The organism is Massilia sp. LMS1-1-1.1 (genome assembly GCF_040815535.1).
Lineage (GTDB): Bacteria > Pseudomonadota > Gammaproteobacteria > Burkholderiales > Burkholderiaceae_D > Janthinobacterium > Janthinobacterium aestuarii.
Genome location: NZ_JBFPNG010000012.1, coordinates 878,128 through 904,886 on the forward strand (window position 1 = coordinate 878,128; position 26,759 = coordinate 904,886).

Sequence of the window (26,759 nt, forward strand, 5' to 3'; positions counted from 1 at the left end):
GCCAGCGCAACATGGCGAACCATGACGCTGGCGGGCAATCCGGGTCAGTAGCCGGTCGCGATCGGAAAGAGGGGGGAGGCGCGCAGCCGGACTGGCCGCGCGAGACACCGCACCTTGCTCAGCAAGGCACGGAGGAAACAGAGTTCCGCGTTGCTTGCTGCTTAGCTGCCGAGGCAATCACCGATACAAGATCGGCTACTGTCACTAGAACAAGTACCCACGTGGGACTCCGTAAATGAATAATGAGGGCATCTTATGGATGGGCTGCCAGGGTGTCAACTGAAGAAATCTTAGGTTTCCAAAGTGTAATGTGACAATCTGTGATTTTTGCCGCTTGGCAATCCATTATGCTCGAGTACGTTGATTGGCTGGAAGTAGCCACGGTAAACCCTATGCATATACAGAAAAATAAATATCTATGGAAGTGATCGTTGGGGCGGTAATCGCCGGCCTTGTCGTCATCTTCTTTGTTGGCAAGCACTTGTCTAAAAAGCTGCCCAAAGAAACACATTTCGAATGTGCCCGTTGCGGCACGGTTGCATGCCACACCGATCGAACGATTGAAGCTTGGCGCAACAACAAAACGACATTCTTCTGCCAGTCCTGTCATATCAAATGGCTACATGCCAGGGCGCCACGCGAGCGTGAGCGTGGCGCTTCTCCTGCGGGTTCCAGACCTGGATCCAGATCAGGATGCCTTGGCGTTGTTGTGCTGTTTGCCGTCGTTCCGCTTGCTGGCTTTTTACTCGTGCTGTGAATGTGGCAAACCGGTGCTTTCGAAGCATCGATAGCGTTATAGCGTATCAGGCCGTTTGCGCCATCGCCAGCGAATCTGACAGGATGTGCCACAGGGCTGCATGGCGCTGCTGCAGCGCGGCGCCGCCCGCGTAGATCAGTTCCACGTGCAGGCTGTCGACGATGCCCAGGTAGGCTTGCGCATACAGCTCGATGCGCTGCGGCGCCAGGGCCGGCGCCATGCGGCCCAGGCTGGCCACGTAATGCTGCTGCAATTGCGCCAGCAAGGCTTCATAGCCCGTGCCGACTTCGATGCGCAAAGGCGCGGGCGGCAGATACGCCGTACGCAGCAAAAAGCGCAGGTGGGCCGACTCCGCGTAGCGCTGCGCCATGCGGTCGCAGTACAGGGCGCCGGCCAGCTGGCCGCCGGGCGCCGTCAGTGCCGCCTCGTCGGCGAAGCAGGCGTCCATGAACGCTTGTTCTTCGGCCAGTGCGTCGGCAAACACGTCGAGGAAGAGGGCATCCTTGCCAGCGAAGTGCGAATACAGCGAAGCCTTGCGCATGCCCGCCTGTTCGGCGATGTCGCTCAGCGACGATGCGTCGTAGCCGTGTTCGGAAAAATGGACGACGGCGACGGCGCAGATGTTATCGGCCGAGGCCGAGCGTTTCTTCATATGAGGCTAGTGGTTGGGTGAAGCGTCAGTGCGCTCCCAGGCTGCCGGCATGGACCGGATGGATGCGCGCAGTGGCCAAGGTCAGCCATGATACCAGCAGGCCGGCCGCGGTCAAGAACAGCAGCCAGGGCAATGGCCCCCATTCGGACAGGCTTGCCGCCAGCGGCGTGGCAAAGGACGACAAGGTCATCTGGATGGCGCCCAGCAGGGCGGCCGTGGAACCGAGCGCACGCTGCTGTGAACCCATGGCCATGGCCATCAACGCCGCTTCCGCGATGCCCAGGCCAAACAGGGCCACGAACATGCCGGGCACGACGGCGGCGATGCCCGCTCCCGCCCACGCGCCGAGCAGGGCCAGTACCGCGCCGCCCAACATGGCTACGCTGCCCGCCACGCTCAGGCGCGCCACGCCGTGCTTTTCCACCATCCGGCCGCTGGCCATGGCACCGAGCAGCACGGCCACGCCCGTCGCGCCAAAGACGAGGCCGAAGTTGCTGGCAGACAGGCCGAAGTCGCGCTGGTACACGAGCGACGCGCCGCCGATATACGCAAACAGGAAAAAGAAAGTGGCGGACAGGGCCAGCGCGGGCAGCAGGAAGCCGTGGTCCAGTGCGATGCGGGCATACGTGCGGTGCATGCCTTGCGGCGAGACGCGGCGCGCGCGCGGCAAGGTTTCCGGCAGGAACAGCACGCTGTTGAGCAGGGTCAAGGTACCCAGCGCGGCCAGGGCCAGCATCACGGCGCGCCAGCCATAGTGCGCATCGAGCAAGCCGCCCACGGCGGGCGCCAGCACGGGCGCCAGGCCGACGATGGTCATCAACAGGGCAAACAGCTGCGCCGCTTTGACCCCATCGGCCACGTCGCGCACCATGCTCATCACGATGACCAGGGTCAGCGCCGCGCCCAGGCCCTGCAAGGTACGCGCCAGCAACAGGGTGCTCAATTGATCCGCCTGCGCCGCCCACACGGCCGCCGCGATGTAGATGGCGATGCCGGCCAAGAGCGGATGGCGCCGGCCCAGCATGTCGGTGAGCGGCCCGCACAGCAGTTGCCCGCCGCCCAAGGCCAGCAGGAAGACCGTCAGGCTCAGTTGCACGTTCGCATACGAGGTGTGCAGCTCGCGCGCCATGGCCGGCATCGAGGCCAGGTACATGTCGATACCCGCCGGACCAAGCACGGCCACGAGAGCCAGGGAAGCCGCCAGCCCGAGACCGGCGGCGGAAACAGTGGTTTGCTGCTGCATTGCGATTCCTTTTATCGTCAAAAAACGGGGGCATGGACGCCGCCGTGTTTTTTATTGTACACTTACTGCCTACCGGTAGGTAGCTTATTCAATCAATGAAAAGGATGAGAGCGATGAAAGAAACAACAATGGCGGGAGAACTGGCATGACGGAAGTGGGAATTTCGCTCAGCGGCGTTGCCGTGGCGCTGCTGTTCGCCGCCTGGAGTTCGCACCGCGCCCGCTGCGAGCGGCGCGATGTCGTGTGTTTGACGATACTGGGCACCGTGCTGGGCTTGCCTGGTGCGGTCTTGCTGGCGTTGCCGATCGCGTAGGTCGGATTAGCGGAGCGTAATCCGACAACATGGTTAGCGCGGCCGGTGGTGAGGTCGGATTACGCGCTTGCGCGCTAATCCGACCTACGCAGCTGATTGCAGAGTTTCGACGCCTGACAAAACCGTAGCGAGCGTCAGTGATTTGTGGCAGAGAAGCGCAACCGTACTCTAGTACGGTGAGCATCGCCGGCCGCAAAGCGCGACGCGCAGTAGGTTTGGTCTGGCGTTATTCCTCCTCGTACGAGCTGATCGGTGCGCAGCCGCAGAACAGATTGCGGTCACCGTACACGTTGTCGGCGCGGCCGACCGGTGGCCAGTATTTGCGCTGGCGCAGCGAAGCGACCGGGTAGGCCGCGATTTCACGGCTGTACTTGCGTTCCCAGCTGTCCGACATCAAGACTTGTGCCGTGTGCGGTGCGTTTTTCAAAGGGTTGTCGTCGTGGTCGAATTCACCGCTGGCGACCTTGGCGATTTCCGCGCGGATGGCGATCATGGCGTCGATGAAGCGGTCGATCTCCACTTTCGATTCGCTTTCCGTCGGCTCGATCATCAGGGTGCCCGGCACGGGGAAGCTCATGGTCGGCGCATGGAAACCGAAGTCCATCAAACGCTTGGCCACGTCTTCGTTGCTGATACCGGTGGCGTCCGTGATCGGGCGCAGGTCCAGGATGCACTCGTGCGCGACCAGGCCGTCGTGGCCCGAGTACAGCACGGGGTAGTGCGGCGCCAGGCGGCGCGCGATGTAGTTCGCCGCCAGGATCGCCGTCTCGGTGGCTGCCGTCAAGCCTTCCGCGCCCATCATGGCGATGTACATCCACGAAATCGGCAGGATGCTGGCCGAGCCGAATGGCGCGGCGCTGACGGCGCCAATGCCGGCGGCATCGCGCTGGTAGCCCGACGAACGCTGGTTCGGCAGGAATTTCGCCAGGTGGGCGCCGACACCGATCGGGCCGACGCCTGGTCCGCCACCGCCGTGCGGGATGCAGAAGGTTTTATGCAGGTTCAGGTGCGACACGTCGCCGCCGAACGAGCCGGGAGCGGCCACGCCGACCAGTGCGTTCATGTTGGCGCCGTCGATGTAGACCTGGCCGCCGTGCGAGTGGATGATCTCGCACAATTCCTGGATGCCTTCTTCAAACACGCCGTGGGTGGACGGGTAGGTGACCATCACGCAAGCCAGGTTGGCGCTGTGCTTTTCCGCTTTCGCTTTCAGGTCGGCCAGGTCCACGTTGCCGTTGGCGTCGCAGCTGGTGACGACGACCTGCATGCAGACCATGTTGGCCGATGCCGGGTTGGTGCCGTGCGCCGACGATGGAATCAGACAGATGTTGCGGTGGCCTTCGCCGCGCGATTCGTGGTACGCCTTGATCACCAGCAGACCCGCATATTCGCCCTGCGAGCCGGCGTTCGGCTGCAGCGAGACGGCCGCGTAGCCCGTCAGCGCGCACAGCATTTCTTCCAGCTGTGCGATCATTTCACGGTAGCCGACCGTTTGCGCATCGGGCGCGAACGGGTGGATGTTCGAGAATTCGGGCCAGGTGACGGGAATCATTTCCGACGTGGCGTTCAGCTTCATCGTGCACGAGCCGAGCGGGATCATGGTGCGGTCCAGCGCCAGATCCTTGTCGGCCAGGCTGCGCAGGTAGCGCAGCATTTCGTGTTCCGAGTGGTAGCTGTTGAAGACGGGGTGGGTCAGGTAGGCGCTCTCGCGTGCCAGCTGTGCCGGCAGCGCGCTAGTCACATTCGCTTCGACTGCGTCCAGGTCCGGGGCGGCAGGCGCGTTGGCCAGGCCGTGCGCGAACACCTTCCACAGCAGCGCAATATCGTCGCGCGTGGTGGTTTCGTCGAGCGACACGCCGACGTGGGTGTTGTCGATCTTGCGCAGGTTGACGCCGTGGTGCATGGCCGTCGCGTGCAGCTGCGCCGCATCGGCGACATTGATGGTCAGGGTGTCGAAGTAGCTCGCGTTGACGACGCCATAGCCGAGGGTCTTCAGGTTGGCGGCCAGCACGCCCGTAAAGCGGTGCACGCGCTGGGCGATCTGCAGCAGGCCGGCAGGGCCATGGTAGACGGCGTACATCGAGGCCATCACGGCCAGCAGCACTTGCGCCGTGCAGATGTTCGACGTCGCTTTTTCGCGGCGGATATGCTGTTCGCGCGTTTGCAGGGCCAGACGATAGGCCTTGTTGCCTTGGGCATCGACGGTCACGCCCACCAGGCGGCCCGACATATTGCGCTTGAATTCATCGCGCGTGGACAGATAGCCCGCGTGCGGGCCGCCGAAACCGAGCGGCACGCCGAAGCGCTGGCTGTTGCCGACGACGACGTCGGCGCCCCATTCGCCCGGTGGCGTGAGCATGGTCAGGGCCAGCAGGTCGGCCGCGACGATGACCATGGCGCCGTTCGCGTGCAGTTTTTCCACGCCGGCGCGGTAGTCGCGCACGACGCCGTTCACGCCAGGGTATTGCAGCAGCACGCCGAAGCAGGCGTCCAGCGACTCGATTTCCGCCGGGTCGAACGTGCGCACCTCGATGCCGATCGGCTGGGCGCGCGTCTGCACCACTTCCAGGGTTTGCGGCAGTACGTCGTTGGCGACGTACAGCACGTTCGACTTCGACTTGCCCACGCGCTGGATCAGCGTCATTGCTTCGGCGGCGGCCGTGCCTTCGTCCAGCATCGAGGCGTTCGAGATGCCCATGCCCGTCAGGTCCGTGATCACTTGCTGGAAGTTCAAAATCGCTTCCAGGCGGCCTTGCGAAATCTCTGGCTGGTAAGGTGTGTAGGCCGTGTACCAGGCCGGGTTTTCAAAGATGTTGCGCAACACGACGCCAGGCGTAAACGTGTTGTAGTAGCCCTGGCCGATCAGGGACTTCAGTACCTGGTTCTTGCCGGCGATGGCTTTCAGGCGCGACAGGGCTTCCTGTTCCGGCATCGGCTGCGAGTACGCGCCCAGGGGCAGGGCGCCCTTGTTGCGGATGTTGGCCGGTACCAGGGCGTCGATCAGCGCGGCGCGCGATGGATAGCCGAGGGTCGCCAGCATGGCTTGCTGTTCGGTGGCGGAAGGGCCGATGTGGCGGGCGATGAAGGCATCGCGTGCTTCGAGTTGGGTCAGGCTGGTGCGGGTCATGATATAGAGGCCAAAAAAGACTGAAAAACCGGGATGCGGCGCGCGGGCGCGGCGCCGGGGCATAGCTACAAAATTAAATGCAAACGGGCCGCAAACGCGGCCCGTGAGTCAAACGCGATTACGCGCTGGTGGTGGCGCCATAGGCGGCAGCGTCGAGCAAGCCGTCCAGGGCCGACACGTCGGCTGGCTTGATCTTGAACAGCCAGTTGGCGTAGGCGTCTGCGTTGATCGATTCAGGCGCATTGACCACGTCGTCGTTCACGGCCACGACTTCGCCCGACAGCGGCGCATAGATGTCGCTCGCTGCCTTGACCGATTCCACCACGGCGGCGTCGTCGCCGGCGGTGAAGGTGGCGCCGACGTCAGGCAATTCGACGAAGACGATGTCGCCCAGCGCGTCCTGCGCGTACTCGGTGATGCCGACGGTGATGGTGCCGTCGGCTTCCAGGCGTACCCATTCGTGGGAAGCGGTGTACTTCAGGTCTGCAGGAATGTTCATGTGTGGCTCCAGATGGTAAATGTTCGTTATTGATTATGGTTGTTCGGTCTTGCGGGCGGCTCTAATCGCTTACGCAACCAGGATTTTACCGTTACGCACGAAAGGCAGCTTGACTACCGAGGCGGCCAGCTGCTTGCCGCGGATTTCCACGTGCACGGTGTCGCCTACAGCTACGCCGTTGGGCACGCGCGCCAGGGCGATTGCTTCCTGCATCGTCGGGCTGAAGGTACCGCTGGTGATTTCGCCTGTTTGCTCGTTACCGGCGATGATGACTTTTTGATGGGCGCGCAGCACGCCGCCTTTTTCGCGCAGGATCAGACCGACGAATTGCGCGTTCTGGCCTTTGGCCAGCAGGGCGCTCTTGCCGATGAAGTCGCGCTCGCTGACCAGGTCGATCGTCCACGCCAGGCCCGCGTCGAGCGGGTTGACGGTTTCATCCATGTCCTGGCCGTACAGATTCATGCCCGCTTCCAGGCGCAGGGTGTCGCGCGCACCGAGGCCGGCCGGCTTGACGCCCGCCGCTGCCAGGGCGTTCCACAGCGCTTCCACCTGGGTGGCGGCCACGCCGATTTCAAAACCGTCTTCGCCCGTGTAGCCGGTGCGCGCCAGCATGACTTCGCCAAATGGCGTGTCCTTGACGATGACAACGTTGAAGGGCTTGATGGCTTCGGACGCGGCTTGCGTTTGCGGCAGCACTTGCCACACCTTGGCGCGCGCGTTCGGGCCTTGCACGGCCACCAGGGCCATGGCGTCATTGCCGTCGCGGCGCTGCGTGATCGTCAGGCCGCTGTTGGTGCTGGCATTTTGCTGCTGCATCCAGGCCACGTCTTTTTCAGCCGTGCCCGCGTTGACGACGAGGCGGAACCAGTTTTCGTTGAAGAAGTAGACGATCAGGTCATCGATGACGGTGCCTTCGGCATTCAGCATGCACGAGTACAGCGCCTTGCCCGACACTTGCAGCTTGTCGACGTTATTGGCCAGCAAGCCGCGCAGGAAGGCGCGCACGTTCGGTCCTTCGATATCGACCACGCACATATGGGACACGTCGAACATGCCGGCATCGCCGCGCACGGCGTTATGCTCTTCGATTTGCGAGCCGTAGTTGACAGGCATGTCCCAGCCGCCGAAATCGACCATGCGGGCGCCGAGGGCACGGTGGGCGTTGTTGAGTGGGGTCGCTTTGAGCGTCATGGATTCCTCGGGACGAAGGTAATAGGGGAGTTAACAAAACATAGAATAGCCAAACACGGCTTTCCAGCGTGATCACTGACCCCCCTGTCCTTTGTACCTGAGAGATTACGGGGGCTTGCCCCGTGCGCCCCTTCGGTGGGCCGCCGGCAATAGCCGCGGCCGCTCTCCAGAGTTGAGCTAAAGATGTCGCCAAAGCAACAACTTCAGTCCGCCTGATCGGTCCTTTTGCCTGAGAGTTTTTGGGTAGTGCCCCTTCGGCGGCAACGCTGGGTTGCCCTCTCCCGATCAAGTGGGAGGAATATATGCCAGCGGGGTGGTTCTGTCAATCTGTAAAGACGTTGCCAAATTGCAGCAAAAGCCCCGGTTTGCGGGGCTGGGAGCGGTGCTGGCCCGTTGCAAAAGGGCGCCCGGCCGCGCGGGAATGCGCTATGATGAAATCCTGGCTTTCTTGCGGGTGCCTGCCATGAACACGACACAAAGCGAGACACAAAACAACACCGAGCAGCACGGTTACTTTACCCTCTCGGGCGACGTCAACAGTGACATGGTGCGGCGCGTCTTCAACGCCGTGGCCGACATCACGGAAGACAAGCTCACCACTGCGCATATTTTGATCCAGTCCAACGGCGGCTATGTCAGCGATGGCATCTGTCTGTACAACTTTCTCAGCAAGTTGCCGCTCGACATCATTACCTATAACGCGGGCGCCGTGGCGTCCATCGCCGTCACCCTGTTCCTGGCGGGACGGCAGCGCCACGCCAGCGACACGGCCCGCTTCATGGTGCACAAGTCGCATGCGACAGCTTCGCCCGGTTCGCGTCCCGATGCGCTCAGCATCATCGTCGAGGGCTTGCGCGCCGACGACATGCGTACCGAGCGCATCCTGCGCGGCCAGGTCAACCTGACGGAAGAGCAGTGGCAGGTGCATGCGTATTCCGACCTGCACCTGACGGCCGACCAGGCGCTGGAGGTGGGCCTGATCGAATCGATCCGTGACTTTGCGCCGCCCAAGGGCAAGCGCCTGACGAATATCTGACGCCCGGGAGCTGGTCAAGCCGATGGTTTTGCGCGGAAATTTGTAATCGAATGTAATTCTTCGCTGCAGCACAGCAAAAGCCGCGCGGAACAGGGCAGAGTCGTGGCATAGTGCAAGCTGATCATGAAATAAGCGCATGCACGATGACTTGGTGGAACGGGATTTCTTTTGCGGCCGACATGTCCGTGATGGGGCCGGCTGGTGTGGCGATTGCCTTGTGGCTGCTGGTGTCGCGCCAGTGGCGTTTGGTGCTCAGCTGGAGCTTGTGGTACGGCTGCGGCCTGGCCCTCGTGGTGCTGTCGAAGCTGGCGTTCATGAGTTGGGGCGTGGGCAGCAGCGCGCTCGATTTTACGGGTTTCAGCGGCCACGCCATGCGCGCCGGCGCCGTGTTTCCCGTGCTGATGTATGTGCTGTTGCAGCGGGCCGAACCGCGATGGCGCCATGCCGGCGTGCTCGTCGGCGTGGCCTTTGCCGTGCTGGTGGCCATTTCCCGCGTGGTCGTGCATGCGCACAGCGTGTCGGAAGCCGTCAGCGGTTGCGTGCTGGGCTTGGCGGTGGCGCTGGGCTTCCTGTGGAATGCCCGCGGCGCCGTCAATTTCGCCGTCAGCCATGCGCTGGCCCTGGCCAGCCTGGCGCTGATGGTGGCGCTGAGCTTCAAGGCCGAACCCATGCCGACCGAGCAATGGCTGCAAAAACTGGCCATCGTGCTGTCCGGTCACGAGCGCGTTTTTTCCCGCGCGGACTGGAAACTGGCGCAGGATGGCCGTCCGGCCCGTTAAGATGGCGCCCGCTGGTGCTTGACGCCGCTGTTTTTTGGCCAGAAAAGCATCAGGAAATGGTATGATGAACCACTTTTTTTGCGGTGCATGGCCAGACAGCCGTCGCGATGCTGCATCTGAACTGAATATGAACCGGGTTCACCCATAATATAACCGCCAGCATAGGCCAGGAACTCTAAAACACGTGCGTCTCTCTTCCATCAAGTTGTCGGGATTTAAGTCTTTCGTCGATCCCACCAATTTCCAGGTGCCAGGCCAGCTCGTGGGCGTGGTCGGGCCGAATGGCTGCGGCAAGTCGAACATCATCGACGCCGTGCGCTGGGTGCTGGGCGAATCGAAAGCGTCGGAATTGCGCGGCGAATCGATGCAGGACGTCATTTTCAATGGCTCCACCCACCGTAAACCAGCCGGGCGCGCTTCCGTGGAACTGGTGTTCGACAATAACGATGGCAAGGCGTCGGGCCAGTGGGGCCAGTACGCCGAGATCGCCGTCAAGCGCACCCTGACGCGCGACGGCACGTCCACCTATTACATCAATGGCCAGCCCGTGCGCCGGCGCGACATCCAGGATATCTTCCTCGGCACGGGCCTCGGTCCGCGCGCCTACGCCATCATCGGCCAGGGCATGATTTCGCGCATCATCGAATCGCGCCCCGAAGAATTGCGCGTTTTCCTCGAAGAAGCGGCTGGCGTGTCGAAATACAAGGAACGCCGCCGCGAGACGGAAAACCGCCTGCAGGACACGCGCGAGAATTTGCTGCGCGTGGAAGACATCTTGCGCGAACTCAACGCCAACCTGGAAAAGCTGGAAGCGCAGGCGGCCGTGGCCACCCGTTTCCACGCCTTGCAGGCGGACCAGGAAGAAAAGCAGAAACTGTTGTGGCTGCTGCGCAAGAACGAGGCGCAAAACGAGCAGACGCGCTATTTCCGCGAAGTGGAACAGGCGCAGACGGACCTGGAAGAGCAGACGGCCAAGCTGCGCAACGTGGAATTGACCCTTGAGCAGATGCGCCAGGCGCACTTTGCCGTGGGCGACCGCCTGCATACGGCGCAAGGCCATCTGTACCAGACGAATGCGGAAATCGGCAGCCTGGAAGCGCAGATCAAGTTCGTCATCGAATCGCGCGCGCGCCTGCAGGCGCAGCTGGCGACCCTGACGGCCCAGCGCGACCAGTGGAACAGCCAAGGCGGCGAATACCAGGAACAGATCGAAGAGGCGGAATTCCACCTCGAAGAGCTGGCCGCGAAGGTCGAACAATCGCAAATGATGGCCGAGCAGAAGGGCGAGCAATTGCCCGAACTGGACGCCGCCTGGCGCGCCGCGCAAAACAAGAGCACGGAATCGCGCGCACGGATTATGCAGGCCCAGCAGCAGCTGGAACTGGAATCGGCGCACCAGCGCAACGCCTCGAACATCCTGGCCAGCCTGTTGACCCGCCGCGAGCGTCTGCAGCAGGAAAAGAACAGCCTCAGCTTGCCCGACAGCAGCCACTTGGAAAACCTGAAACTGCAGCTGGAAGAAAAGCAGCAAACCCTGGAAGAGCAGGGTTTCTACCTGGAAGAAGCGCTGGAGCAGCAGCCCAAACTGGAGCAGGAACGGGCCGAAGCCCAGGCGCAGGTGAATGCCGAAACGGCCGCCAACGCCCAGCTGGAAGCGCGTCTTTCCGCCTTGAAACAATTGCAGGAGCGGGTACAAACCCAGGGCAAGGTCCAGCCATGGCTGAAAAAGCACGAGCTCGACACCTTGCCGCGCCTGTGGCAAAAGCTGCAGATCGAAGCGGGCTGGGAAGCGGCCATGGAATCGATCTTGCGCGAGCGCACGTCGGCTCTGCAACTGTCGAACATCGACTGGGCCAAGGCTTTCTTTGCCGATGCGCCACCAGCCAAGCTGGCCCTGTACGCGCCATCGACCGTGGCGCCGCTGCCCTTGCCGGAAGTGCCGGGCCTGAAGCCTTTCCTGAACTTGCTCAAACTGAACGATCCGGGCTTGCGCGGCTTGCTGCAGGATTGGCTGTACAACGCCTACGCCGTGGAAGACGCGGCCGAAGCGCTGGCCGAACGGAGTAAATTGCCGCCGGGCGGCTATTTTGTCACGCGCGCCGGTCACGTGGTCACGGCCACCAGCGTGCGCTTCTATGCGGCCGATTCGGAGCAGGAAGGCATGCTGGGCCGCCAGCAGGAAATCGACAATATCGGCAAACAGTTGCGCGCACAGCAATTGCTGGCCGAAGAGGCGCGCGCCCGTTCCGTGCGGGCCGACGCGGCCGTCGCCACCTTGACGCGCAACTTGTCCGACTTGCGCCTGCGCATACAGCAGCTCACTTCCTCCGTGCACACCTTGCAGCTCGACGTGGTCAAACTGTCGGAAGTGGAAGCGCGCTTCAACCAGCGCAGCACGCAGATCGGCGCCGATCTGGCGGAAATCGCCGCACAGGAAGCGGAGCAGCAGCAGATCAAGGCGGAGTCGGAAGAGAAATTCGAACAGTTGGACATGGAACTGGGCAACTTGCAGGAAGCCCACGAAGACGGCCATACGGACTTCCTGCAAAAGGAACAGCGCCTGGCCGAAGCGCGCGAAGCCTTGCGCGACCTGGAGCGGGCCGCCAAGGATACGGAATACGCGGAAAAAGCCCACCGCGCGAAGATCGAGGAGTTGCGCCGCAATATTGCCACGGCCAGTACACAGGCCCAGCAAGTGACGGCCAGTCTGCAGGCGGGCGAACTGGAACTGGCCAACCTGGAAAGCGGCGCGGCCGCCGACGGCTTGCAGGATCTGCTCGAGCGCCGCACGACGCAGGAGCGGGCGCTGGCCGATGCGCGTCACGAACTCGATCAAATTACGCAGCAGCTGCGCCTGTCCGAAGATGCGCGTACGCAATCGGAACGCAGCTTGCAGCCGCAGCGCGACAAGATCATGGAAATGCAGCTCAAGGAACAGGCCGCGCGCCTGAACCAGGAACAATTCGCCCAGCAACTGCTGGAATCGGGCGCCGATGAAGCGGCCCTCACGGAAAAGCTGCATCCGGACATGCGCCCGTCGTATCTGCAGGGCGAAGTGACGCGCCTGACCAATGCCATCACGGCCCTGGGCGCCGTCAACCTGGCCGCGCTGGACGAACTGGCGCAGGCATCGGAGCGCAAGAATTTCCTCGACGCCCAGAATGCCGACCTGACGGAAGCGATCAATACTTTGGAAGACGCGATCCACAAGATCGACAAGGAAACGCGCGACTTGCTGCAAGACACGTTCGACAAGGTCAACCATCACTTTTCAGAGCTGTTCCCGATTCTGTTCGGCGGCGGCCAGGCGAAGCTGACCATGACGGGCGACGAGATTCTCGATTCCGGTGTACAAGTCATGGCGCAGCCTCCCGGCAAGAAAAATGCCACCATCCACCTGTTGTCAGGTGGAGAGAAGGCGCTGACCGCGACCGCATTGGTGTTTTCCATGTTCCGCCTGAATCCGGCGCCGTTCTGCCTGCTCGACGAAGTCGATGCACCGCTCGACGATTCGAACACGGAACGCTTCTGCCGCATGGTCAAGCGCATGTCCGACCAGACCCAATTCCTTTTCATTTCGCATAACAAGATTGCGATGGAAATGGCCCATCAATTGATCGGTGTGACGATGCAGGAGCAGGGCGTATCGCGCATCGTGGCGGTGGACATGGAGTCCGCCGCAAATTTTGCAACCGAGGCACAAGCAGCATGACAGACCTTCAAATTACCTTGTTCGGCGCCGGCGGCGTCTTTATTGTCGGCGTTTTCTCGTACAACAAATGGCAGGAATACAAGGCCAAAAAAAGCGTGGAACGGGCCTTTTCCACCGACCACGACGACGTGCTGATGCGCGAAGGCGATACGCCAGCAGTGGAAGCCCAGGAACCCGTCCTGCGCCAGGAGCCGCGCTTTGACGCCGCGCCCGCCGCCAAGGCCGAACCGTCGTTCGGCGCGCCGCCAGCGGCGCCCGTGCCCGACGCCCCCGTGCATGCGGAACCATCATTGGGTGGTGCGGGCATGGACGCGCCTCCCGCCGCGCCGGTGCAGCAGGAAGTCAGCGCCGCCAGCGAACAGGCGACCAGCCTGGTCGATCCGCTCATCGATTGCCTGCTGCCTTTGTCGCTGGAAGCGCCCGTGCGTGGCGACAAGATCCTGCCCGTGCTGCAAACCCTGCGCCTGGTGGGCAACAAGCCCGTGCACTTCATTGGTTTGCACGTGAATGGCGATTGGGAACCGATCACGCATGGCGGTGTCTATACCAAGATGCAGGGCGGCGTGCAGCTAGCCAGCCGCAGCACGGCCTTGAATGAATTGGAATACTCGGAACTGGTCACGCGCCTGCGCGGTGTGGCCGACGAGATCGGCGCCGAGCCGGAAGTGCCGGACATGATGGAAGTGATGGCCGAAGCGCGCAATCTGCACCGCTTCGTTGCCGGCCACGATGCCCAGCTGGGCGTGAACCTGCACACGAATGGCGCGCCATGGGCCATTTCCACCTTGTTGTTCGCGCTGGAAAAACAGGGCTTTGACGTGCGTCCGGACGGCCGCTTCGTCATGCCCGATGGCGAAGGCGGTTATCTGTTCTCGCTGTCGACGAATGTCACCCTGGCCGAGGAAACGACGCCGCGTTTGACCCTGCTGCTGGACGTGCCATGCGTGGCGCCCGCGCGCGACGGTTTCGGCGCCATGGTCGCTTGCGCCAAGGCACTGGTGGGCCGCCTCGACGCCACCATCGTCGACGATTACAACCAGGCCCTGTCCGATGCGGCGCTGGCCGAGATCGCCGGCCAGGTGCAAGAGTTTTACCAGGAAATGGACGCGGCCGACATTCCGGCCGGTTCCACCCGCGCCCTGCGTTTATTTAGCTGAAGAATCCCGCAACAATGACTGATCCGATCAACCAGGACGCCGCCCAGCGCGTCCTGGCACTTACGGCCGAACTCAATCGGCATCTGCACGCCTACCACGTGCTCGACAATCCCACCATCCCCGACGCCGAGTATGACAAGCTGTTTGTCGAACTGCAGGTGCTGGAAGCGACCCATCCCGACTTGCGCACGCCCGACTCGCCTACCTTGCGCGTGGGCGCGGCGCCCTTGCCGCAATTCGAGCAAGTCACGCACACGGTGCCGATGTTGTCGCTGAACAATGGTTTCTCCGATGACGATATCGTCAATTTCGACCGCCGCGTGCGCGAAGGCCTGGACCTCGATGCGCAGGACGTCGCGTATGCGGCCGAAGTGAAATTCGATGGCCTGGCCATCAACTTGCGCTATGAAAACGGCCTGTTCGTGCAGGCGGCCACGCGCGGCGACGGCGCCACGGGCGAAGACGTGACGGCCAATATCCGCACCATTTCCGGCATCCCTTTGCGCTTGCATGGCGACAAGATTCCGGCCCTGCTCGACGTGCGGGGCGAAGTGATGATGTTCAAGGGCGATTTTGCCCGCCTGAACGAACGTCAGCGTGTAGCGGGGCAGAAGGAATTCGCCAACCCGCGCAATGCGGCGGCCGGCAGCCTGCGCCAGCTCGATTCGCGCATCACGGCGCAGCGCAAGCTGCGTTTCTATGCATATGGCATCGGCGCCCTCGATGGCGCCGCCATGCCGGCCTCGCATTCGGCCTTGCTGGACTGGTACGAGACCTTGGGCATCCCCGTGTCAAAAGAGCGCAAGGTGGTGCGGGGCGCGCAGGGCTTGCTTGCCTACTATGCCGATATCGGCGCGCGCCGTCCCGCCTTGCCGTATGAAATCGACGGCGTCGTCTACAAGGTGAACGCGACGGAAGACCAGCAGGAGCTGGGTTTTGTCTCGCGTGCACCGCGTTTTGCGCTGGCGCACAAGTTCCCCGCCGAAGAAGCGCTGACGCAAGTGCTGGGCATCGATATCCAGGTGGGCCGCACGGGCGCCATGACGCCCGTGGCGCGCCTGGCGCCCGTCTCCGTGGGCGGCGTGACAGTGACGAACGCCACCTTGCACAATGAAGACGAAGTGCTGCGCAAGGATGTGCGCGTGGGCGATACCGTCGTCGTGCGCCGCGCCGGCGACGTGATTCCCGAAGTGCTGAGCGTGGTGCTGGAAAAACGCTTGGCGCCGCCGCCGCTGCCGTTCAAGATGTTGGAAGCGTGCCCCGTCTGCGGCTCGCACGTGGTGCGCGAAGAGGGCGAGGCCATCGCCCGCTGCTCGGGTGGCCTGTTCTGCTCGGCGCAGCGCAAGGAAGCGTTCCGTCATTTCGCGGGCCGCCGCATGATGGATATCGAAGGCCTGGGGGAACGTTATATCGATACCTTGGTCGAACTCGAATACGTGCATGGCTTGGCTGACCTGTACAGCCTGACGCTTGATAAATTGTTGGAAATGAAGCTGCGTGCGGACGAGCGTGACGGTTCGACGCCAGAGACAGTGCAACAAGGCAAGATCCCCACGAAATGGGCGGAAAACCTGCTGGCCGGCATAGAAGCAAGCAAGCGCCCGCCTCTCGAACGTTTCCTGTTCGCGCTGGGCATCCGTCACGTGGGCGAATCGACGGCGAAGACTCTGGCCGAGTGGCTGGGCAGCCTGGCCTATGTGCGGAAGGCGCCGGCGGCCTTGCTGCGCGTGCTGCCCGATATCGGCGGCACGGTGGCGGAATCGATTGCCGATTTCTTTGCGGAAGAAAAGAATCAGCAGGCGTTGCAGGCATTGCTGGACGCTGGCGTCACGCCGCAGGGTGAACACGCACCCAGCGCCAAGCTGCGCACGCAGCTTGAGGAAACCAAATTGCTGGCGGCCATTGGCATCCCGAAACTGACGGAGCCGCGCAGCAAGCAATTGGTGGAGCGCGGCGTGACCCTGGCCAGCCTGGCCGCGCAAGGTGCCAGCTTCCACGCGGGCTTGCCTGCCGCCGTGGCCGAAGCGCTGGCGCAATGGCTGGCCGATGAGAGCAATGTCAAGCTGCTTGCTCAACTGGACGCCCTGCGAAATGAATTAATGTCACAATTGCCTGAAATGCCAGCCGCTGGCGGCAAGCTGGACGGCAAAACCTTCGTCTTGACGGGCACTTTGCCCAACATGAGCCGCGACGAGGCTGCCGAGCTGATCGAGGCGGCCGGTGGCAAGGTCAGCGGTTCCGTGTCGAAGAAGACAGCTTATGTCGTGGCTGGTTCGGACGCTGGCAGCAAGCTGGTCAAGGCCCAGGAGCTGGGCGTGGCCATACTCGATGAAGCGGGTTTGCTGGCCCTGCTGGCGCAAGACTAACCATTCAAAATATTGCAGAGGCCCATGAAAAAAATCAGAAAAGCAGTCTTTCCCGTCGCCGGCCTGGGCAGCCGTTTCTTGCCCGCGACCAAGGCGCAACCGAAGGAAATGTTACCCATCGTTGACAAGCCGTTGATCCAGTACGCGGTGGAAGAAGCCGTGGCGGCAGGCGTCACGGAAATGATCTTTATCACGGGCCGCAACAAGCGCGCCATCGAAGACCATTTCGATACGGCCTATGAACTCGAGTCGGAACTGGAAGCGGCCGGCAAGCGCCAGTTGCTCGAGATGGTGCAAAACGTCATTCCCAAGCACATCAATTGCATTTACATTCGCCAGTCGGCGCCGCTGGGCCTGGGTCATGCCGTGCTGTGTGCCCGTCCCGTGATCGGCGACGAGCCGTTTGCCGTCTTGCTGGCCGACGATTTCATGGATGTGGAAGAGGGCGTGCGCCCCGTGCTGGCGCAGATGGCCGATGTCTTCCAGTACGAAAATTGCTCGCTGCTGGCGGTGCAGGATGTGCCGCGCGCGGAAACCAGGCAATACGGTATTGTCAGCGCGCAACATTATCAGCCTGAGCTGGAGCTGGTTTCGGGAATCGTGGAAAAGCCCATGCCGGAAGAGGCGCCGTCGACCCTGGCCGTGGTGGGCCGCTATGTGCTGACCAGCCGCATCTTCGAGCACCTGGAAAACATCGGTACGGGCGCCGGCGGCGAGATCCAGCTGACGGACGGTATCGCCGCCCTGATGCGCGAAGAGCGCGTGCTGGCTTACCGTTACAAGGGACAGCGTTATGATTGCGGCTCCAAGCTGGGTTATCTGAAGGCAACGACGGCGATGGGCATGAAGCATCCGGAAACGGGCGCGGCCTTCCGCGCTTACCTGCAAGAACTGCAATCGGCACTGGAAGCAAAATGACGGTACGTGAAATCCTCAAGATGGGCGATCCGCGCTTGTTGCGGATGGCCGAACCCGTGCGCGAATTCGATACGCCCGAATTGCATGCCTTGATCGCCGACATGTTCGACACCATGCATGCGGCCAATGGCGCGGGCCTGGCGGCGCCGCAGATCGGCGTCAACCTGCAACTGGTGATCTACGGCTTCAAGCAGAATCTGCGCTATCCGGACGCGCCGCAAGTGCCGGAAACCGTGCTGATCAACCCGGTGCTGACGCCTTTATCGGAACGCAAGGAAGAGGGCTTCGAAGGTTGCCTGTCCGTGCCCGGCTTGCGCGGCAGCGTGCCGCGCTGGAGCGAGCTGCACTATGAAGGCGTGGACCAGTTCGGCCAGCCCATCAGCCGCGACTGCGACGGCTTCCATGCGCGCGTGGTGCAGCATGAAGTGGACCATTTGCACGGCATTCTGTATCCGATGCGCATCGTCGACTTCACGCAGTTCGGCTATACAGAAGTCATGTTCCCGGACCTCGATCCAAACGACGACGACTGATCGGCACCTGAGAAAACGCCCATGGCTGCGTTGCATTGCCTCGCCGTACTATTTGTACTGTCTTCGGCAATGCGCCTTGCCCTGAACGTTTTTCAGGTGCCTCGTACTTGTGACTATCACACATAAAAATGGCCGCGCAGCATAAGCTGGGCGGCCATTTTTATGTGTGAGGCGAACCTAGCGCACCTTGCGGTTGCTGCCCAGGTTATCGAGCAAGTTCTTCAATTCATCCTGCATGGCATCCGTCAGGTTCAGGAAGCGGCAGCCGATCTGCACCTGCTCGCCCAGCAGGAAGGAGCGGAAGGTGCGCGACAGGCGGATTTCCAGGTCGGCGATCATGACCTTGTTTGGCCCCAGTTCCAGGCGCACGCGCGACAGCTTGCGGCCCACGTATAGACCGACCGTGTCGCGCGGGTGGGCGCGCATGCCGATGCCGCCGGCCGAGAAATCATACAGCTGCAATTCATACGGCCGCCCCTCGAGCACGAAGGCGGCCAGATAGTACACGCCCAGCGGCGTTTCCAGGCGCGTCGATTCGCGCCGTTCCAGTACCAGGCAATGACTGGGGAAGTTCGTTAGGTAGACGTTGGGGCGGTCGGGATACGCTTGCCATTCGCCATTGATGGTAAATTGCAGCTTGGCGCTTTGCACCCACGACACGAACGTGGCGCCACCGGGCGGCAGGGTCGCACCTTCATTGAGCTCCAGCACGAATTGCGGCAGGTCATCGTCGACGGACAGGATGCGCCCCAGGATGACGTCTTCGCCGCCCGTCGGGTAGATGGAAATGGCGTCGCCGTTGTCAGCCAGGCTGCACAGGGTTTCGCCGATATCCCACGGATCGCTCATATGGTGCGGCTTGGTGCCGGGGGCCATCGGTTCGGCCACGTCAGCCAGACTGGGCGCGCCCTTGCGCAGGGGATTGGGGATGGGATCGTTCACGACAGCGTATCTCTTTTGTTCTGATGGGGAATAGTGTATAGGTTTAAGGCAATATTTACTAAGTAAATCACAATAATTGATTTTATATCACTATATTCCTGTTGCTTATGTGTCTTGGCGTGGCATGCGACCTGGACGCCGCCGCTTAAAATTGCTCGTCCGCACTCAAGTAACGCCATTGGCCCGTCGGCAAGTCACCGAGTTTGACCTTGCCGATGCGTACGCGTTTCAATCCCAGCACTTTCAGCCCCACGGCTTCGCACATGCGGCGGATCTGGCGTTTCTTGCCTTCACGCAGGGTAAAGCTCAGCTGGTCTTCGTTTTGCCAGCGCACTTTGGCCGGCAGCAGCGGTTTGCCATCGAGCCACAGACCGTGGTTGAGCTTTTTCAGCTCGCTGTCGGGCAGGGTGCCGCCCTTGGTGTAGCTCACGCGCACCAGGTATTCCTTGTCGATATCGGTATCGTGGCCGATCAACTGTTTGGCCACGCGGCCATCCTGCGTCAAGACCAGCAAGCCGACGGAATCGATGTCCAGGCGGCCGGCGGCCACCAGGCTGCGCAGCTGGGTCGGATGGAACTGTTCCGGACTGCGGTCTTCGGCCCAGCGGTTTTCCGCCTTGATCAGGGCCACGGCGGGCGTGTAGCCGTCTTCGGCCTGGCCGCTGACGTAGCCGACCGGTTTGTTGATCAGCACGGTGACCCGCTTCGATTGCTCGGCCGCCGCCTGGCGTTCCACGGTGACTCTCTGGCTTGGGTAGACCTTGCTGCCCAGCTCGGACACCACCTTGCCATCCACGCGGACCCAGCCGCGGGCGATCCATTCATCGGCTTCGCGGCGCGAGCACAGGCCCAGTTCGGACATGCGTTTGGACAAGCGTAATAATTCTTCGGTCATGTTGTTCAGTTTCAGTAAGGGTAGGCGCTGCGCGGAAGGCATTACACCTTCAGCGCATCGAGTAAATCGGTTTCCAGCAATATCTGGTTGCGGGCATTGTTGAGCGCGGGGCCGTCGACGAGGAAGACGTCTTCGACCCGCTCGCCCAGGGTCATGATTTTGGCCGTGTGCAGGTTGACGCGGTACTTGGTCAGCACGTTGGCGATCGCATACAGCAGGCCCGTGCGGTCGTTGGCCGCCACCGACAGCAAATAGTATTGGCCTTTTTCATCGGGACGCAAATCCACGGTCGGCTGGAAGGGGAAGGTGCGCGACAGGCGCGACAGCCGTCCCTTGCCTGGCGGCGGCAGCGGCGTTTGCGACTGCAGCAGCTCGCCCAGCTCATGCTCGATCAGGCTGATGATGTCGCGGTAGCTCTTGGCAAAATTCTGCTCGGTGACGAGGAAGGTGTCGAGCGCATAGCCGTTTTTCGTCGTGTGGATCTTCGCGTCGAGGATGCTGAAATTCTTGCGATCGAAATAGCTGCAGATGCGCGCGAACAGGTCGGGCTGGTCGGGAATGTACACGGCCACCTGCAAGCCTTCGCCGATGGGCGCCAGCCGGCATTTTACCACCGGCAACTTGCTGTCGAGCTTGTCATACAGCGAGCGCGTCTGCCAGGCGATGTCGGACGCGTCGTGGCGCAGGAAATATGCCACGTCCAGCTGTTGCCACAGTTTCAGGTGGGCATCCGGCGGCAAGCCGTACAGGCGCAGGGTGGCCAGCGCTTCCTGCTGGCGATTTTTCAGCTCGCGGTCGGCCGTGTGCGGTTCGCCACCGAGCACGCGCAGGGTGATCTTGTACAGGTCTTCCAGCAGCTTGCCCTTCCAGGCATTCCACACTTTCGGGCTGGTACCGCGGATGTCGGCCACCGTCAGCAGGTACAAGCCCGTCAGGTGGCGCTCGTCCTTGACCACTTTCGCAAAGGCGGCAATGACGTCGGGATCGGACAAGTCCTGCTTTTGCGCCACTTGCGACATAGTCAGGTGATTTTCCACAAGGAATGCCACCAGTTCCGTGTCTTCTTGCGTCAGGCCGTGGTCCTGGCAGAACTGGGTGGCGTCGGCCACACCCAATTTGGAATGGTCGCCGCCGCGGCCCTTGGCGATGTCGTGGAACAGGGCCGCCACGTACAGCAGCCACGACTGCGAGAAGTCGGCCATCAGCTGGCTGCAGAACGGATATTCGTGCGCGTGTTCGCTCATGGTGAAGCGGCGCATATTGCGCACCACCATCAGAATGTGCTGGTCGACCGTGTACACGTGGAACAGGTCGTGCTGCATCTGGCCCACGATGCGGCGGAAATTCGGCAGGTAGCGCCCCAGGATGCTCATCTCGTTCATGCGCCGCAGCGCGTGGATGATGCCCACAGGCGCCTGCATGATGCGCAGGAAGAGGGCGCGGTTGACGGGGTCCTGGCGGAAGGCGGCGTCGATCTTGAAGCGCGCATGCCACAGGGCCCGCGTGGCGCGCGACGTCATGCCCTTCAGGGCCGGGCGCTCCGTCATCAGGACAAAAATTTCCAGCATGGCCGACGGATATTGTTCGAACGTGTCGTCGGCGCTGATGTCTATCAGGCTGTTGACTTCATTGAAGCGCTCGTTGATGGGCACGGCCACGTCGTCTTGCGGAAACAGCCGTGCCTCGATGTTTTGCAGCAAAATCGTGTTGAGCTGGGTCACCGTCTTGGCGGCCCAGTAGTAGCGCTGCATGAGGAATTCGCTGGCGCGGCGCATGTGCGGCCCGCTGCCCGTCGCTTGCAGGCCCAGCGATTCGGCGATCGCCGTCTGCACGTCGAACACGAGGCGGTCTTCGCGCCGTCCCGCGTGCAGGTGCAGGCGTACGCGGATATCCTTGAAGGCGCGCTCCTTTTCCATCAGCTGGCGCGCTTCCGTCAGGGTGATCAGGCCGCTCGTGGCCAGGGTGCGCCACGAGTTCGCCAGGCCGGCCGCCTTGGCAACCCACAGGATGACCTGCAAGTCGCGCAGGCCGCCCGGGCTTTCCTTGCAATTCGGTTCCAGGCTGAAGGCTGTGTCTTCGTACTTGGCATGGCGCTGGCGCATTTCCGCCGTTTTTGCCTGGAAGAAGGCTTGCGGGTCCATGGCCGCGTCATAGCGCTGCTGCAATTGCGCGAACAGGTCCGCGTTGCCACACACGAGGCGCGCTTCGAGCAAGCTCGTTTGCACGGTGATGTCGGCCTTCGATTCGACCAGGCATTCATCGACCGTGCGGATGCTGTGGCCGATTTCCAGGCCCAGGTCCCACAGCAGTTGCACCAGTTCCTCGAGCTTTTCCTGCGTGGCGGCGTCCGGCGCCTGTTGCAGCAGGATCAGCAGGTCGACGTCGGAATACGGAAACAGTTCGCCCCGGCCATAGCCGCCCACGCCCACCAGGGCCGTGCCGGGTGGCAAACCCGCTTCCTGCCAGGCACGCGCCAGCACGCCATCGACGCTGTGGCGCAGGCTGCGCAGCAGTTTTTCAGGCTTGCCGTCGGCCTGGAAGGCCGCAATGACGACCTGGCGGTCGGCTTTCAGTTGCTGTTTCAGCTGTTCCCGAACTTGCTTTTTCATCTGGGCCCTGGGGTGGCGGTGCGTGGTATGGAAGGATCAGGCTTTGTTCAGGATCAAGGCGGGCGGTGGCGGCATGCCGGGCGAGACGGTCAGCACTTCATAGCCTGTTTCCGTGACCAGCACCGTGTGTTCCCATTGCGCCGACAGGCTGCGGTCCTTGGTTTTGATGGTCCAGCCATCGTTCATTTCGCGGATTTCGCGGCGGCCCGAGTTGATCATCGGTTCAACGGTGAAAATCATGCCCGCTTCCAGGCGCTCCAGGGTGCCTGGTTTGCCGTAGTGCAAGACCTGCGGTTCTTCATGGAAGACCTTGCCGATGCCGTGGCCGCAGAATTCGCGCACCACGCTGTAGCCGGCTTTCTCGGCGTGCTGCTGGATGGCGTGGCCGATATCGCCCAGGTGGGCGCCCGGCTTGATCTGGTCGATCCCCAGCCACATGCACTCATAGGTGATTTCCGACAGGCGCTTGGCCAGGATGGTCGGCGTGCCGACGAGGAACATGCGGCTGTTGTCGCCGTGGTAGCCATCCTTGATGACGGTGATGTCGAGGTTGACGGAGTCGCCGCTTTTCAGGACCTTGTCGCCCGGAATGCCATGGCAGATGACGTCGTTGACGGAGGTGCAGATGGCTTTCGGATAGGGCGTATAGCCGGGTGGGCAATAGTTCAGCGGGGCAGGGATGGTGCCTTGCACGTTGACCATGTATTCGTGGCACAGGCGGTCCAGTTCGCCCGTCGTGACGCCGACCTTGACGAAAGGAGTGATGTAGTCGAGAACTTCGGCGCCGAGCTTGCCGGCAACGCGCATGCCTTCGATGTCGGCGGCGGTATTGATACGGATGGTGGACATGGTGTAATTCGCAATCTGCAAGAATTCAGGTGAAAAGCACAGACGATTCCTGCTGTACGGGAAAAGTCTGCAAATATGTCGAAATTATAAACGAGGCGCCCTCAATCCGCCGCCTCCTTCCTATGGCCGGAAGGGGATTTGTGGGGAGAAGGCGGATGAAAAGACGGTGTTGCCACGCCTTGCACCATTGTGGTGCGACGGGTGTTTCCGCAGGGCGCGCGATTTGCAGCGCGGACTTGATGCTGCAGGCATTTCAGTGTAGAATCCCGGGTTGCTTGAATTCTCTTTTAAGCAATGCAGTAAAACAGTGTCTTTAATTTATATAAACACGCGAATCCGGTCGACAAGGGTGCCTGTATGGTGACTGATCGGATTCCAGACCCAACCCTGGAGTTAATAATGTCCGTAACAATGCGCGAAATGCTGGAAGCCGGTGTCCACTTTGGTCACCAAACCCGTTTTTGGAATCCAAAAATGGCACCGTTCATCTTCGGCCATCGCAACAAGATCCACATCATCAACCTGGAAAAAACCATGGCGATGTACCAGGACGCAATGAAGCACGTGCGTCAACTGGCTGCAAACCGTGGCACCATCCTGATGGTTGGCACCAAGCGTCAAGCTCGCGAAATCATCGCTGCTGAAGCACAACGCGCTGGCGTGCCTTTCGTTGATCAACGTTGGTTGGGCGGCATGCTGACCAACTTCAAAACGATCAAAACCTCGATCAAGCGTCTGAAAGACATGGAAGTGATGATCGAAGACGGTTCGATCGAGAAGCTGTCGAAAAAAGAAGCGCTGATGTTCTCCCGCGAAATGATCAAGCTGCAAAAATCGATCGGCGGCATCAAGGACATGGGCGGCGTTCCTGACGCAATCTTCGTCGTCGACGTCGGCTACCACAAAGGTGCGATCACCGAAGCAGCTAAACTGGGTATCCCGGTCATCGGCGTTGTCGATACCAACCACTCCCCAGAAGGCGTGAACTTCGTGATCCCAGGTAACGATGACTCCTCGAAAGCCATCATGTTGTACGCTCGCGGTGTTGCTGATGCAATCATCGAAGGCCGTGCAGCTGCCGGTAACGAAGTTGTTGAAATGGTTAAAGCAGCCGCTGGCGACGAATTCGTCGAAGTTAACGAACAGGCTTAATGGCCAGGCTATCGCAGGATAGCCGTTTGTAAGCACAGCAGTAAGGGAAAAGGGGTGGCAGCAGCTCCCCCTTTTTTTTAACAAAAAAACGATAGTGACCGCTGGCGAGGCATGCATGCCCGGCCGCGACTATCGACTCACCGAATCAGGAGAAACACATGGCAGCGATTACAGCAGCGATGGTAGGCGAATTGCGCGGCAAAACCGACGCACCAATGATGGAATGCAAAAAAGCACTGACCGAAGCCGAAGGCGACATGGCTCGTGCGGAAGAGATCCTGCGCGTCAAACTGGGCGGCAAGGCATCGAAAGCATCGGCACGCATCACCGCTGAAGGCGTCGTGGCAACCTACATCGCCAATGGCGTAGGCGCCCTGGTCGAAGTGAACTCGGAAACCGACTTCGTTGCGAAAAACGACGATTTCCTGGCACTGGCCAACAACGCTGCCCGTCTGGTAGCGGAACACAACCCGGCTGACGTAGCTGCCCTGCTGGCCCTGCCACTCGACGGCAAGACCCTGGAAGACGTGCGCGCTGCCCTGATCGGCAAAATCGGCGAAAACATGACCATCCGCCGCTTCCAGCGTTTCGAAACCAGCGCCAAGCTGGCTTCGTACCTGCACGGTTCGCGCATTGGCGTGATCGTCGAATTCGACGGCGCCGATGAGCAAGTGGGCAAAGACGTGGCCATGCACATCGCTGCCATGAAGCCAGTGTCGCTGTCGTCGAACGAAGTGCCAGCGGAATTGATCGAAAAAGAGCGTTCGGTTGCACAACTGAAAGCCGAAGAAGACGCAGCCAAAGCGGCCGCCGAAGGCAAGCCAGCGCAATCGCCGGAAATCCTGGCCAAGCGCCTGGAAGGTTCCGTACAGAAGTTCCTGAAAGAAGTTTCCCTGCTGAACCAAGCTTTCGTGAAAAACGACAAGCTGTCGGTTGAGCAAATGCTGAAGGCGGCTAACACCAGCGTCAAAGGTTTCGCCATGTACGTAGTGGGCGAGGGCATCGAGAAGAAGCAAGACGACTTCGCAGCAGAAGTCGCAGCACAGATGGCTGCCTCCCAGGGAGCGTAAGTAAAGCGGGCCGAGAGGCCCGTTTTTTTGGCCCGCCCGCACCTGTCGTGCCGGGCGGCGGCATGGGCAGCTTCCTCCCGCCTATCCGGCGCTGCAAGGCGCTGCGCCATGTCATACTCGAATAACCTCATTTATGGAGCCCCAGCTCATGTCAAAACCAGCCTACAAGCGCGTCCTCCTCAAGTTGTCCGGCGAAGCCCTGATGGGCGATGATCCCTACGGCATCAACCGCGCCACGATCGAGCGCATGGTGGCCGATGTGGCCGAGGTGGCGAAGTTGGGTGTGGAACTGGCAATCGTGATTGGCGGCGGCAATATCTTCCGCGGCGTCGCGCCTGGCGCGCAAGGCATGGACCGTGCCACCGCCGACTACATGGGCATGCTCGCCACCGTGATGAACGCACTGGCCCTGGCCGATGCCATGCGCCACGTCGGCATTACCGCGCGCGTCATGTCGGCCATCGGCATCGAACAAGTGGTCGAGCCGTATGTCCGCCCGAAAGCCCTGCAATACCTGGAAGAAGGTAAAGTGGTCGTCTTCGCCGCCGGTACCGGCAATCCGTTCTTCACCACCGACACGGCAGCGGCCCTGCGCGGTTCCGAGATCAGCGCCGAGATCGTCCTGAAGGCCACCAAGGTCGACGGCGTCTACACGGCCGATCCGAAGAAGGATCCGAACGCCACCCTGTTCCACACGATTACGTTCGACGACGCCATCGCCAAGCACCTGCAAGTGATGGACGCCACCGCATTCGCCCTGTGCCGCGACCAGAAACTGCCAATCAAGGTGTTTTCGATCACCAAGCCAGGCGCGCTGATGCGCGTAATTCTCGGTGAAGACGAAGGTACCTTGGTTCACGTGTAACAGACGCAATTTTAATAGTAGTTATCATTAATAACGCCTGACAAAACCGTCGCGAGCGGAAGGGGGTTGTGGCTGAGAAGCGCAACCGTACGAA

Annotated in this window: 21 protein-coding genes and 2 riboswitches; of the genes, 12 read left to right on the plus strand and 9 right to left on the minus strand. The window is 61.4% G+C overall.

The window, feature by feature from the left end; genetic code table 11:
* Positions 1-418: 418 nt before the first annotated feature.
* Positions 419-757 (plus strand): hypothetical protein, encoded by a 339-nt coding sequence (locus tag MRBLMS1_RS13980; protein WP_485879796.1) that lies wholly within the window; start codon positions 419-421, stop codon positions 755-757.
* A gap of 46 nt (positions 758-803) precedes the next feature.
* On the opposite strand, the gene MRBLMS1_RS13985 is transcribed toward MRBLMS1_RS13980, so the two are convergent.
* Positions 804-1,409 (minus strand): TetR/AcrR family transcriptional regulator, encoded by a 606-nt coding sequence (locus MRBLMS1_RS13985; protein WP_485879798.1) that lies wholly within the window; start codon positions 1,407-1,409, stop codon positions 804-806.
* Positions 1,410-1,434: 25 nt separating this feature from the next.
* The gene (locus MRBLMS1_RS13990; protein WP_485879800.1) at positions 1,435-2,652 is read right to left on the minus strand and encodes a Bcr/CflA family efflux MFS transporter; all 1,218 of its coding nucleotides are present in this window, start codon (positions 2,650-2,652) and stop codon (positions 1,435-1,437) included.
* Positions 2,653-2,797: 145 nt separating this feature from the next.
* Here MRBLMS1_RS13990 and MRBLMS1_RS13995 point away from each other — a divergent pair, with 145 nt between their 5' ends.
* Entirely contained in the window at positions 2,798-2,965 is a 168-nt protein-coding gene (locus tag MRBLMS1_RS13995; protein ID WP_189396736.1) for a hypothetical protein, read from the plus strand.
* Positions 2,966-3,191: 226 nt separating this feature from the next.
* On the opposite strand, the gene gcvP is transcribed toward MRBLMS1_RS13995, so the two are convergent.
* The 3 genes from gcvP to gcvT all read right to left on the minus strand — a co-directional run bounded on the left by gcvP (position 3,192) and on the right by gcvT (position 7,782).
* Complete coding sequence (gcvP, locus tag MRBLMS1_RS14000; protein WP_485879802.1) at positions 3,192-6,092, minus strand: aminomethyl-transferring glycine dehydrogenase; 2,901 nt, start codon at positions 6,090-6,092, stop codon at positions 3,192-3,194.
* A gap of 118 nt (positions 6,093-6,210) precedes the next feature.
* Positions 6,211-6,591, minus strand: a complete 381-nt coding sequence (gene gcvH, locus MRBLMS1_RS14005; protein WP_034752282.1) for a glycine cleavage system protein GcvH — start codon at positions 6,589-6,591, stop codon at positions 6,211-6,213.
* Between the two features lie 69 nt (positions 6,592-6,660).
* Positions 6,661-7,782 carry a glycine cleavage system aminomethyltransferase GcvT gene (gene gcvT, locus MRBLMS1_RS14010; protein ID WP_485879805.1) on the minus strand — a complete coding sequence of 374 codons (1,122 nt, stop codon included), beginning with the start codon at positions 7,780-7,782 and terminating at the stop codon, positions 6,661-6,663.
* Positions 7,783-7,856: 74 nt separating this feature from the next.
* Positions 7,857-7,962, minus strand: a riboswitch (glycine riboswitch).
* 27 nt (positions 7,963-7,989) lie between these two features.
* Positions 7,990-8,076, minus strand: a riboswitch (glycine riboswitch).
* Positions 8,077-8,245: 169 nt separating this feature from the next.
* Here gcvT and MRBLMS1_RS14015 point away from each other — a divergent pair.
* The 7 genes from MRBLMS1_RS14015 (at position 8,246) to def (ending at position 18,283) form a co-directional block, all read left to right on the plus strand.
* Positions 8,246-8,818, plus strand: coding sequence for an ATP-dependent Clp protease proteolytic subunit (locus MRBLMS1_RS14015; protein ID WP_223279162.1), 573 nt, complete (start codon positions 8,246-8,248; stop codon positions 8,816-8,818).
* A gap of 143 nt (positions 8,819-8,961) precedes the next feature.
* Positions 8,962-9,597: a phosphatase PAP2 family protein gene (locus MRBLMS1_RS14020; RefSeq protein WP_485879807.1), complete on the plus strand. Its 636-nt coding sequence runs from the start codon at positions 8,962-8,964 to the stop codon at positions 9,595-9,597.
* Between the two features lie 184 nt (positions 9,598-9,781).
* Positions 9,782-13,309, plus strand: a complete 3,528-nt coding sequence (gene smc / locus MRBLMS1_RS14025) for a chromosome segregation protein SMC (protein ID WP_485879809.1) — start codon at positions 9,782-9,784, stop codon at positions 13,307-13,309.
* Complete coding sequence (locus tag MRBLMS1_RS14030; RefSeq protein ID WP_485879811.1) at positions 13,306-14,466, plus strand: cell division protein ZipA C-terminal FtsZ-binding domain-containing protein; 1,161 nt, start codon at positions 13,306-13,308, stop codon at positions 14,464-14,466. The genes smc and MRBLMS1_RS14030 overlap by 4 nt, the downstream gene beginning before the upstream one ends.
* A gap of 14 nt (positions 14,467-14,480) precedes the next feature.
* Complete coding sequence (gene ligA, locus MRBLMS1_RS14035; RefSeq protein WP_485879813.1) at positions 14,481-16,832, plus strand: NAD-dependent DNA ligase LigA; 2,352 nt, start codon at positions 14,481-14,483, stop codon at positions 16,830-16,832.
* A gap of 24 nt (positions 16,833-16,856) precedes the next feature.
* Positions 16,857-17,750: a UTP--glucose-1-phosphate uridylyltransferase GalU gene (gene galU, locus MRBLMS1_RS14040; RefSeq protein WP_485879815.1), complete on the plus strand. Its 894-nt coding sequence runs from the start codon at positions 16,857-16,859 to the stop codon at positions 17,748-17,750.
* On the plus strand, positions 17,747-18,283 hold the full coding sequence (gene def, locus MRBLMS1_RS14045; RefSeq protein ID WP_034752265.1) for a peptide deformylase: 537 nt from the start codon (positions 17,747-17,749) through the stop codon (positions 18,281-18,283). Before galU ends, def begins: the two co-directional genes overlap by 4 nt.
* A 177-nt stretch (positions 18,284-18,460) precedes the next feature.
* Here the strand turns inward: def and MRBLMS1_RS14050 are convergent, their stop codons facing one another.
* The 4 genes from MRBLMS1_RS14050 to map form a co-directional block, all read right to left on the minus strand.
* Positions 18,461-19,225: a flagellar brake protein gene (locus MRBLMS1_RS14050; RefSeq protein ID WP_139092745.1), complete on the minus strand. Its 765-nt coding sequence runs from the start codon at positions 19,223-19,225 to the stop codon at positions 18,461-18,463.
* A gap of 145 nt (positions 19,226-19,370) precedes the next feature.
* Positions 19,371-20,120, minus strand: a complete 750-nt coding sequence (locus MRBLMS1_RS14055; RefSeq protein WP_034752263.1) for a pseudouridine synthase — start codon at positions 20,118-20,120, stop codon at positions 19,371-19,373.
* A gap of 41 nt (positions 20,121-20,161) precedes the next feature.
* Positions 20,162-22,729 (minus strand): [protein-PII] uridylyltransferase, encoded by a 2,568-nt coding sequence (locus tag MRBLMS1_RS14060; RefSeq protein ID WP_456149449.1) that lies wholly within the window; start codon positions 22,727-22,729, stop codon positions 20,162-20,164.
* Positions 22,730-22,765: 36 nt separating this feature from the next.
* Positions 22,766-23,578 carry a type I methionyl aminopeptidase gene (gene map / locus MRBLMS1_RS14065; protein ID WP_035826955.1) on the minus strand — a complete coding sequence of 271 codons (813 nt, stop codon included), beginning with the start codon at positions 23,576-23,578 and terminating at the stop codon, positions 22,766-22,768.
* 399 nt (positions 23,579-23,977) lie between these two features.
* Here map and rpsB point away from each other — a divergent pair, with 399 nt between their 5' ends.
* From rpsB to pyrH, 3 genes are all read left to right on the plus strand, one after another.
* Positions 23,978-24,730, plus strand: a complete 753-nt coding sequence (gene rpsB, locus MRBLMS1_RS14070) for a 30S ribosomal protein S2 (protein WP_086137733.1) — start codon at positions 23,978-23,980, stop codon at positions 24,728-24,730.
* Between the two features lie 158 nt (positions 24,731-24,888).
* Positions 24,889-25,800 carry a translation elongation factor Ts gene (tsf, locus tag MRBLMS1_RS14075; protein ID WP_034752260.1) on the plus strand — a complete coding sequence of 304 codons (912 nt, stop codon included), beginning with the start codon at positions 24,889-24,891 and terminating at the stop codon, positions 25,798-25,800.
* Between the two features lie 148 nt (positions 25,801-25,948).
* Entirely contained in the window at positions 25,949-26,665 is a 717-nt protein-coding gene (pyrH, locus tag MRBLMS1_RS14080; protein ID WP_076569768.1) for a UMP kinase, read from the plus strand.
* Positions 26,666-26,759: the final 94 nt, after the last annotated feature.

Excerpts from the sequence above, each read along its gene's own strand:
- tsf (WP_034752260.1), top strand. The coding sequence starts at position 24,889 with ATGGCAGCGATTACAGCAGCGATGGTAGGCGAATTGCGCGGCAAAACC.
- MRBLMS1_RS13990 (WP_485879800.1), bottom strand. The coding sequence starts at position 2,652 with ATGCAGCAGCAAACCACTGTTTCCGCCGCCGGTCTCGGGCTGGCGGCT.
- gcvH (WP_034752282.1), bottom strand. The coding sequence starts at position 6,591 with ATGAACATTCCTGCAGACCTGAAGTACACCGCTTCCCACGAATGGGTA.
- ligA (WP_485879813.1), top strand. The coding sequence starts at position 14,481 with ATGACTGATCCGATCAACCAGGACGCCGCCCAGCGCGTCCTGGCACTT.
- MRBLMS1_RS13985 (WP_485879798.1), bottom strand. The coding sequence starts at position 1,409 with ATGAAGAAACGCTCGGCCTCGGCCGATAACATCTGCGCCGTCGCCGTC.
- pyrH (WP_076569768.1), top strand. The coding sequence starts at position 25,949 with ATGTCAAAACCAGCCTACAAGCGCGTCCTCCTCAAGTTGTCCGGCGAA.
- def (WP_034752265.1), top strand. The coding sequence starts at position 17,747 with ATGACGGTACGTGAAATCCTCAAGATGGGCGATCCGCGCTTGTTGCGG.
- gcvT (WP_485879805.1), bottom strand. The coding sequence starts at position 7,782 with ATGACGCTCAAAGCGACCCCACTCAACAACGCCCACCGTGCCCTCGGC.
- MRBLMS1_RS14020 (WP_485879807.1), top strand. The coding sequence starts at position 8,962 with ATGACTTGGTGGAACGGGATTTCTTTTGCGGCCGACATGTCCGTGATG.
- MRBLMS1_RS14015 (WP_223279162.1), top strand. The coding sequence starts at position 8,246 with ATGAACACGACACAAAGCGAGACACAAAACAACACCGAGCAGCACGGT.
- MRBLMS1_RS13980 (WP_485879796.1), top strand. The coding sequence starts at position 419 with ATGGAAGTGATCGTTGGGGCGGTAATCGCCGGCCTTGTCGTCATCTTC.
- MRBLMS1_RS14055 (WP_034752263.1), bottom strand. The coding sequence starts at position 20,120 with ATGACCGAAGAATTATTACGCTTGTCCAAACGCATGTCCGAACTGGGC.
- MRBLMS1_RS14060 (WP_456149449.1), bottom strand. The coding sequence starts at position 22,729 with ATGAAAAAGCAAGTTCGGGAACAGCTGAAACAGCAACTGAAAGCCGAC.
- MRBLMS1_RS14030 (WP_485879811.1), top strand. The coding sequence starts at position 13,306 with ATGACAGACCTTCAAATTACCTTGTTCGGCGCCGGCGGCGTCTTTATT.
- galU (WP_485879815.1), top strand. The coding sequence starts at position 16,857 with ATGAAAAAAATCAGAAAAGCAGTCTTTCCCGTCGCCGGCCTGGGCAGC.
- map (WP_035826955.1), bottom strand. The coding sequence starts at position 23,578 with ATGTCCACCATCCGTATCAATACCGCCGCCGACATCGAAGGCATGCGC.
- MRBLMS1_RS13995 (WP_189396736.1), top strand. The coding sequence starts at position 2,798 with ATGACGGAAGTGGGAATTTCGCTCAGCGGCGTTGCCGTGGCGCTGCTG.
- gcvP (WP_485879802.1), bottom strand. The coding sequence starts at position 6,092 with ATGACCCGCACCAGCCTGACCCAACTCGAAGCACGCGATGCCTTCATC.
- rpsB (WP_086137733.1), top strand. The coding sequence starts at position 23,978 with ATGTCCGTAACAATGCGCGAAATGCTGGAAGCCGGTGTCCACTTTGGT.